Annotated in this window: 9 protein-coding genes; all 9 read left to right on the top strand. The window is 40.9% G+C overall.

Going from position 1 to position 9,406, the window contains the following annotated elements:
• A partial coding sequence (locus tag RYP29_RS07335; RefSeq protein ID WP_311532813.1) for an FAD-binding protein occupies positions 1 to 1,000 on the top strand: 1,000 nt, incomplete at its 5' end.
• Position 1,001: 1 nt separating this feature from the next.
• Positions 1,002 to 1,964, top strand: coding sequence for a succinate dehydrogenase/fumarate reductase iron-sulfur subunit (locus RYP29_RS07330; protein WP_005381216.1), 963 nt, complete (start codon positions 1,002 to 1,004; stop codon positions 1,962 to 1,964).
• Entirely contained in the window at positions 1,964 to 2,839 is an 876-nt protein-coding gene (locus RYP29_RS07325) for a CoB--CoM heterodisulfide reductase iron-sulfur subunit B family protein (RefSeq protein WP_005378080.1), read from the top strand. The genes RYP29_RS07330 and RYP29_RS07325 overlap by 1 nt, the downstream gene beginning before the upstream one ends.
• 168 nt (positions 2,840 to 3,007) lie before the next feature.
• Entirely contained in the window at positions 3,008 to 3,754 is a 747-nt protein-coding gene (locus tag RYP29_RS07320; protein ID WP_311532810.1) for a hypothetical protein, read from the top strand.
• A gap of 186 nt (positions 3,755 to 3,940) precedes the next feature.
• Entirely contained in the window at positions 3,941 to 4,534 is a 594-nt protein-coding gene (locus RYP29_RS07315; RefSeq protein WP_311532808.1) for a DedA family protein, read from the top strand.
• 10 nt (positions 4,535 to 4,544) lie between these two features.
• On the top strand, positions 4,545 to 6,182 hold the full coding sequence (locus tag RYP29_RS07310) for a glycosyltransferase family 39 protein (RefSeq protein ID WP_009660632.1): 1,638 nt from the start codon (positions 4,545 to 4,547) through the stop codon (positions 6,180 to 6,182).
• Positions 6,183 to 6,488: 306 nt separating this feature from the next.
• The gene (locus tag RYP29_RS07305) at positions 6,489 to 7,442 is read left to right on the top strand and encodes an ABC transporter substrate-binding protein (protein WP_311532805.1); all 954 of its coding nucleotides are present in this window, start codon (positions 6,489 to 6,491) and stop codon (positions 7,440 to 7,442) included.
• 10 nt (positions 7,443 to 7,452) lie between these two features.
• Positions 7,453 to 8,205 (top strand): ABC transporter permease, encoded by a 753-nt coding sequence (locus RYP29_RS07300; protein WP_016476354.1) that lies wholly within the window; start codon positions 7,453 to 7,455, stop codon positions 8,203 to 8,205.
• Positions 8,206 to 8,216: 11 nt separating this feature from the next.
• Complete coding sequence (locus tag RYP29_RS07295) at positions 8,217 to 8,990, top strand: ABC transporter ATP-binding protein (protein WP_005378111.1); 774 nt, start codon at positions 8,217 to 8,219, stop codon at positions 8,988 to 8,990.
• Positions 8,991 to 9,406 lie beyond the last annotated feature (416 nt).

Raw genomic sequence — 9,406 nt, 5'->3', positions numbered from 1 at the left:
TACTGGTATCTTGATGTCTGAAGCGGTTCGTGGTGAAGGTGGTTACCTTCTTAATTCTGAAGGCGAACGTTTCATGAAAAAATATGCGCCAAATAAAATGGAATTGGCATCCCGTGACGTTGTAGCGAAAGCAATCGAAGATGAAATCGCTGCAGGTCGTGGTTTTGGTTCTGGTCTTAACGCATACGTAGTAGCTGACCTTCGTCACTTAGGACCTGAAGTTATCATCGAAAAACTTCATGGTATCCGTGACTTGGCTATGTGCTTCGAACACTGCGATCCATTGACTCAACCAGTACCTATTCGTCCTACATGTCACTATACAATGGGCGGTATCGACGTAGTGGACTACAAAACTTGTGCATGTGAATTGCCTGGTTTGTTCGCTTCTGGCGAAGCTTCTTGTATCTCCATCCACGGTGCTAACCGCTTAGGTGGTAACTCCTTGGCTGACGGCGTAGTATTTGGTAAAGTATCTGGTGCTGGTGCAGCTGACTATGCTGAAACACATGAACAACCAAATGTAGATGCAGAATTAGCTGCAGCTGCTAAACGCTGGGAAGAAAAATTCACTGAAGTAACAACTCGTGAAGGTGGTCGCCCAGTTGTAGAAATCCGCGATGCATTGGCTGATGCAATGTGGAATAAAGTAGGTATCTTCCGTAATGAAGACGGTATTACTGAAGCATTAAAAGAAATCGATCAATTGATCGAAGATTACAAAACTTGTTATGTAGGTGACCCTGAACGTACTTACAACATGGCATTCGTAAACTACTGTGAAATCGGTTCTATGTTAACAGTAGCAAAAGCTATTGCAATGGGCGCTTTACACCGTCGTGAATCTCGTGGCGCTCATATTCGTGAAGACTATCCAAAACGTAATGATGAAAGATACTTAAAACATTCTTTGATCAAATTAGGCGCTGACGGTCAATACGAATTAACAGAACGCGACGTAGTGTTCACTAAATACGAACCACAAGAAAGGAAGTACTAAGATGAGACAAATCACCTATCATATTCACCGTTACCAACAAGGTCGCGCGTTTGTACAAACTTTCAAATTCGATTACGAACCTGACCGTACAATTCTTTGGGGCCTTCAAAAAATTAAAGATACTCAAGATCCAACATTAACATTCTTGGCAGCTTGCCGTTCCGCAGTTTGTGGCGCTTGCTCCATTCGCGTAAATGGCGAAGCAATGCTTGGTTGTGAATCTAAAATTGACGAATTAACAGAACGTTACGGTACAGATGAATTAACAATTGCACCTATCGGTAACTTCCGTGTAATCCGTGACTTAGTTGTTGACTGGGAATCTAAAGTTGATCGTTTGAAAACAGTTGCTCCTTGGATTTTCCTTAAAGCAGAATTTAACGAAGGCGATAAAATCGTTCGTCAAACTCCTGCTGACTTTAAAAAATTCGTTGCTGGTACAGAATGTATCCTTTGTGGTTGCTGCGCATCCGAATGTAACAAATTGACTGCACGTCAAGATGATTTCTTAGAACCATATGTATTTACAAAAGCTAACCGTTTCGTATTGGATAGCCGTGATGATGCACCTATGGCTCATATTCAACCTGCTTATGACAATGGTCTTTGGAAATGCGTTCACTGCATGAATTGTATCTCTCGTTGTCCTAAACACTTAAAACCTGCTCAAGATATTTCCAACATGCGTAAAGAAGCTACAAAAGCTGGCCTTACAAACAACAAAGGCGTTCGCCATGCAGTTGCTTTCAAAGAAGACCTTTACAAAACTGGTCGCTTGAAAGAAGTTTCTATGAGCTTGAAATCTGACGGTGTTGTAGATTCCGCTAAACAAGCATTCTATGCATTACGTTTGTGGAAACACAGCAAAATTAATCCTTTCGAACTTGTAGTACCTCAAAAACCAGTTAACGGTATTGATGGTGTTCGCAGACTTATGAAAGCAGCTGAGGAGGTAAGCAAATAATGAAATACGCATTTTTCCCAGGTTGCGTTCTTGAAAGCGCTGCCAAAGAAGATTACATGGCAACTGTTGCAGTAGCTAAAAAACTCGGCATCGAACTAGAAGAACTTGACGGTTGGACTTGCTGTGGCGCGTCCCACGTTCAAGATATCGCTCCAGAAATTACATTAGCTACAAACGCACGTAACATTGCATTGGCAGAAGAAAAAGGTTTGAACCTTTTAACTGTATGTAACACTTGTACTTTGATGCTTCGTGAAGCTAAAAACGAATTAGACAATAACGAAAAAGAAAAAGAAGAAGTGAACAAAAAATTAGCTCAAATCGGTAAACAATACCGCGGTACAACTGATATCACTCATTTCTTATGGGTATTGATTCGCGATTACGGTTTGGACAAATTGAAAGAAAAAGTTGTTAAACCTTTAACAGGTTTACGTGTAGCTGAATACTATGGCTGCCATATTCTTCGTCCTCAAACTGAAATGGGCTTCGAAGACTATCAAATGCCTACATCCTTAGCAGATTTGATCTCTGCTATCGGTGCTACACCAATCGACTTCTCCCGTAAACTTGATTGCTGCGGTTTCCATGCTGTATACCCTGCACATGATTCCGTAATGCAAATGACTGGCTCCATCAACAAAGATGCAGCTACAGAAGGCGCAGATTGCGTAGTAACTCCTTGCCCACTTTGCCAAATGCAACTTGATATGTTCCAAAAAGAAGCAAAAGAAGTTGTTGGCGGTGGCAAAGATATGCCAATCTTGCACATGTCCCAATTAGTAGGTCTTGCTCTTGGCATCACTCCTGAAGAAATGGGCATGCCTAAACGTCACTTAACTGATACTGCAGCAGTGACAAAATTTGTAGGTTAATTCGTTTTAATTTAGATTGCCTCAGTTGGCTTATAAAAACCTAAATTAAACCTATTATCATAATTACCGTAAAGACCCCCTGGCCTTGGCTAGGGGGTCTTTATTTGATACTTATATGGTGTTTATTATATAATAAATAGGTAAGCATTGATGACATTAGGAGGTCTCATGAACGAAGCCTTATTAGAATATATAGACCATAAATTGAATGATGAAGATTTGGGGCGCGTATTCCCAGTCACCTTTCAAGGTGATGAGTATTTTGTAAAACGCGCTGTAGGTAATAACCGGTCATCATGGATCAAACCATCCCCTCGTGCATCCTTTGACCATGAGTTTTATATGATGAACTTTGTGCGTACACAATTGCCATTAGCTCCGGAAATTGTAGGCTTTCGAGAAAATTATTTCGTGACACCGAATTATGGCAAAAACTTGACCTATTATGGCCATTTGCCACAGGAACATCCAGAAGATGCATCCCTAGAGGATATGGCGGTTCATATTTTTTATGCCTTTGGTAAAGCACTCGGCACGCTCCACGATTACGGTATCGCTCATGGTCGCCCTGCATTGCGAGATATCGTATACAATCCAGATATGGATAGCGTGATGCTCCTCGATTGGGAAAACGCACGTCGCTGGCCTGAGTTCACGCCTGCTGGATGGGACTTACTTATTTTCATCCACAGCTATATCCGTGAAGGTGATTTGCCTAATACTTATCTATATGCGGCTATGAATGGCTATAGCTCTGCCCGTTGTGCACGGGAAACCATCCTTCATGTGAAAGAAGTTTTACGCAAACGAGACTATCTATTTAAATTCTGCCGTTTATTGGAACCATTCCACTTTGTAGATACAGAAGCAGCCGTAAAATCCTATGATTTTATACAAGGACTTAAAACTGAATAACTGTGTATGACTAGTTGATAATTGCGAAAGCAGAATACTAAGAATACCGCAAATGACCCTCTCGTATGGTGAGGGTCATTTTATTATGGTAAAATAGATTGTATACACGGTGATACTTTCACCAGCATCTGTTAGCATTAGAAAATCATAAGTCCGGTAAAGGGGAGTTATGACGAGGTATAACAATTGGAATATATTATTTCGTTTATGGAAACATATGGCTATGCAGCCATGTTTATGGCGATGGTTCTGGAGAATGCAAATGTACCAATTCCTAGTGAAATTGTGCTTGGATTTGCAGGTTATTTGATTGCTCAAGGGATATTTGATTTGCATACGACAATGGTCGTTGGTACATTAGCTGGTATCGTTGGATCTATTTTATCGTATTGGATGGGAGAATATGGCGGTCGTCCATTGTTATTGAAATACGGTAAATATGTATTCTTTAATGAGCATAAATTTGAACTCGCTGAAAAGATGTTCAATAAATACGGTGGTGCAGCTATCTTTTTTGGCCGCTTATTACCTGGTGTTCGTACATTTATTTCCTTCCCGGCTGGTATGGCGCGCTATCCATTGTGGCACTTTATCGTTTGGACTGTGCTCGGTACTATTCCTTGGACGATTTTACTCGTATATTTAGGAAAAGTGCTTGGGGAAAACTGGAAAGATCTTATTCAGTATAATCATGAATTTTTGCTAATTGTGATTGTTGTCTTTGCCATTGTGGCTGCCGTGCTTGGATTTAAATACTATAAGAATCGCCGTAAATCATAAGGAGGTCACAATGAAATTGTCTCGTTTGACGCCTGTGTTGTTTGTTGTTTGGCTGGTATTCTTTATGGTAGCTAATAATATACTACCTGTAACCGATCCAGTAGAATCGAATTATGCGTTAACTGCTAAGGAAATGGTGTTGTCTGGCAATTGGTTATCGCCACAGATTTATGGGACATATTGGTATGACAAGCCGATTATGATTTATTGGCTGATTGCATTAGCTTTTAAAATCTTTGGTATCGCTGATTGGGTAGTTCGTTTGCCAAGTGCTATATTTGGTGCTTTGTCAGTGGCTGCTATGTTTCAAACTTTACGGACCTTTAGTCGACGTTGGCTCGTTGGCCTAGTAGGTTCCTCTATCCTTGGTACATCTCTTATGTTCTGGGCTGTTGCTCATGGTGTTATAACCGACATGGTACTGTTATATACGACCTTGATGGTTATGATGTATGCGTACAAAGGCTTGAATGAAAATTCTAGTACGGCAATGGTCGTAGCTTACGTATTTTCCGGATTAGGCGTTTTGACAAAGGGGCCCGTAGCACTTGTTTTACCGGGCTTGATTTTACTCGTTTATGTTGCGCTTTGCCGTTCAAAACAAATGTTATTACGCCTCTTTGACTGGAAGGGGATTTTGGCCTTTCTTGTCGTCGCTATGCCGTGGTATGTTTATATGTATAGCGCCCATGGACAAGCCTTTTTGGATGGATTCTTAGGCCTTAACAATGTAACACGTGCGACTCAGTCTGAACACCCGGAAGATAATGTGTGGTGGTACTATATCGCTATTTTCCTCGGCGCTTCTTTACCATGGACGGGCGCTGTTATTTATGGCATGATAACGGGCTTTAAACAGCACCATAAGTGGTACGTGTATTGCATGTGTTGGGGCGTGGGTACTGTTCTATTCTATTCCTTGATGGCTACTAAGTATCCTCTATATACATTTATTAGTCTTGTACCTTTCAGTATTCTTGGTACATTAGGGGCTATGAAAGCTCTGCGTCCTGGTCGGCCTCGTTATGTCCCATGGATTGTAGTCGGTCCCACACTATTGTTATGGATCGCTTATGTAGGGGCGTCTTTCTTTGCACCTTGGGGCTATTATGGATTGCTCTATGTTTTGGCAGGCGTATCCATATTAGGGCTGTTATGGTTCTGGTGGACTCGCCAACGGTATCGTTTGCTGAGCATTGTCGTGATCGGAACCATGCTCATTTCATCGATTGTAGTACTCGAGGGTTTGGTACCTCTTGTTAAACAACGTAGTTCTATCAATCTTATCCCTGTTGTAGATAAGTATAATGGTGATGTGTATTATTACAATGGATACAGCACATCTCTCGTATATTATACTGGACATGAGGTGGTTCGTATTAAGGGTGACAGCAGTCGTTGGGATGATAAGGATAAATTAAAACATCGTAGTGCTGAATGGGATAAGAAATACCTTATGGAACAAGTGACGGAGGACGAGTTTATCAAGCGTTTGGCTGAAGGTAAGCAAATCATGGTCATCGTTCCAAAAGGCGAAATTAACCATTTTAAACAGTCTAGTATTGCACCATATGTTGGTGAGTACAGCGAGGCTGGTAGCTCTGAGATTTATATTTTGAATAAACGACAAGCTTATATTGAAGAATAATATATTGTTAATCGTGTTTGTGAAAGTAGCATCAATCGCTCAATGCGGTTGATGCTTTTTTGCGTATATAATCAGAATATTTAATGTATATATTATGTCCTAATTACTATTTATATTTTTTTAGAAATAAAACCCATTATAGTTATATGTATTGTTGACATATTAAAAACATATTGGTATAGTAGGTTATATAATTTTTTAGGACGAGGTGTTCTGAAACCTTATTTCATCTAGGTTTTAGAAAAGTGCGAAAAAAGACATGTGTCAAAATCGCCCCATTGTTATGAGGTAGAAAGAGGGGAAGTTATGAAGAAGACATGGTATCTAATCATCGGAGTGGTTCTCTTGGTTATTGGCTGCATAGCCTATGGTTATCATGAACACCATAAACCAAAGACGGCACAAGAATTAAAGACTGTACGCGTAGCCTATTTACCAATTACCCATGCATTACCAGTATTTGCTACAAAAGAGCTAGAAACGGCAAATGGTCCTGTTCATGTAGAGCTTGTTAAATATGGGTCTTGGCCAGAGCTTATGGATGCGTTAAATACTGGTAAGGTAGATGCCGCAGCTGTTCTTGTTGAACTTGGTGTAAAGGCTCGTGAACAAGGCATTGATGTCCGTGCTGCTGCACTTGGTCATACAGAGGGTAATATTATTATCGTTAATAAGGATATTAACTCCGTTCAAGACTTAAAAGGCAAATCCTTTGCTATCCCTCATAAACAATCAACTCAAAAAGTTCTCGTGGATTGCATGCTTGAAGAAGCGGGTCTTTCTGAAAAAGATGTACAAATCGTAGAAATGAGCCCTCCAGAAATGCCATCTGCTCTATCGGTAGGTCAAATTGCTGGGTATAGTGTAGCCGAACCATTTGGCTCTCTAGCCCTTGAAATGGGAACTGGGAAGGTCTTCGAAGATCCTGACCATCTCTGGCATGATAATATTTGCTGTGCCCTTGTGTTTAATGGTCAATTCGTCGATGAACATCATGACTTGGCAAAAGCTTTCACCAAGGTCTATCTCGATGCAGGTAAATACCTAGATGAGCATCCAGAGTCCCAAAAAGAAATTGCCTTAAAATATTTAAAGTTTAAGGATCCTATTATTGAACGTTCCTTACAAGTGATTGGGTTTGGAGATTTAGCCCTTACAGAGGACCGTTATAATGCGCTTGTGCATCATATGACACATATTGATTTAATCAAAAAAGTGCCGACCTATTCAGAGTTTGTAGATCAATCATTGTTACCATAGGAGGGGGACCATGAAGAAATATACATATGTGCCAGGTTCATTTATCGCAGCTTGGCTAATTTGGGAGTTAATCGTTTGCCTCGGCGGTTTTAATGAAGCGCTATTGCCAACGCCATATAAGGTATTACTCGGATTTGGAGAACTTATAGGCGACGGTGTTCTTTTTAAAGATATTGCAGATAGTTTAGTGCGTTTCTTTATCGGTTATATTATTTCCGTTGTAGCCGGCGTATTCTTCGGCCTTATCTTGGGGTGGTATAAGGGGATTTGGAACTACATCAATCCAATCGTTCAAGTCATTCGACCAATTTCTCCTGTGGCGTGGTTGCCGTTTATCGTTCTCTTTTTCGGTATCGGTCAAGCACCAGCTATCGTTATCATCTTTATCGCAGCATTCTTCCCTGTGCTATTGTCTACCGTGTCTGCTATTCAAAATATCGACCCTGTGTACATCAAGGTAGCGCGCAACTTTGGTATTAAACAGCCAGAACTGTTATTTAAAATCGTATTACCTGCCGTATTCCCAGGCATTGCATCGGGTCTTCACATCGCTCTCGGTACGGCGTGGATCTTCCTTGTAACAGGTGAAATGGTAGGCTCCCAAACAGGCCTTGGCTTCCTCATTATCGATATGAGAAATAACTTGCGTAACGATCTCTTGATGGTAGCCATTTTGACCATCGGTTTCGTTGGGCTTTTACTCGATTGGGGCGTGTCCCTCATCGAAAAATGGATTTACAAACGTTGGGGTATTGAGAAATAGGAGGTGGCCTCATGGGTTACATTTCGGTGCGCAATGCACACAAGGAATTTATGAAAGATGGGGAACCACTCACCATTCTTGAAGATATCAACTTAGACATTGAAAAGGGCGAGTTTATTTGTCTCTTAGGCCCTTCTGGGTCCGGTAAAAGTACGCTATTAAATGCTATGGCGGGCTTTGAGCTCGTTACATCTGGTTCCATTACTATCGACGGTGAAGAGGTGAAAGCGCCTCAACTCAGATATGTAACGGTATTCCAAAATTATGGCTTGTTGCCATGGCGTACGGTGGAAAGCAATATTGAGCTTGGTCTCGAAAGTAAAAAGGTGCCTAAAGAAGAGCGTCCTGCTATCATCGACAAATACGTTAAAATGGTAGGCCTTGACCATGCCCGTAATCGCTACCCTGCAGAACTATCTGGGGGCATGCAACAACGTGTATCCATCGCTCGTGCATTAGCTGTTGATCCTGATATTATCTTCATGGACGAGCCGTTAGGTGCCCTCGATGCATTAACACGTATCAACTTACAAGACGAAATCTCTCGCATCTGCCGCGAAGAAGGCAAAACTGTTGTATTTGTTACCCACGATATTGAAGAAGCCGTAGTTCTAGCAGACCGCGTTGTGGTACTAGCGGCAAACCCGGGACGTGTACAAACTATCATCCCTGTAAATATCATCGATAGAACCGACCGCACATCGGCATCCTTTGTTAATATTCGAAACCACATCTTTGAACAATTCCAATTGGCAAAAGAAGACAAAATCGAGTTCTATATTTAGTTATATACACCTTAATGAAACACCCAAGGAGTTTTACACTCTTGGGTGTTTTATAATAGACAAAACTCTAAAATAATGTATACTATAAGTAGCTGAAGGATTGTAAGAATTCACTGTAAGCACAAAAAAACTCCCTCAAGAACGGCGAAATACTTGAGGGAGTTTTTATTGCTTTTAATCGTCTAAGCTAACGGGGTTAATCACCATGAAATTTCCTATCTAACCACTTGCAAATGAGATAGCTGGTCACATTTACCATGATAGGAATTAGAAGGATTATAAGAATATCTTTCACTGGTGCACCTCCTTTCTGTACCTGTTTCCCCAGAACGGAGTGGTGACATCTTGATTGTAGTACATATAACTATATATTTCTTATGCAATTCGTGTAATTATCATGTATAGTAGATATATAT

The sequence above is a fragment of the uncultured Veillonella sp. genome (assembly GCF_963534045.1).
Lineage (GTDB): Bacteria > Bacillota > Negativicutes > Veillonellales > Veillonellaceae > Veillonella.
Note: the sequence above shows the minus strand (reverse complement) of the source record. Positions and strands in the feature narration are given on the sequence as shown.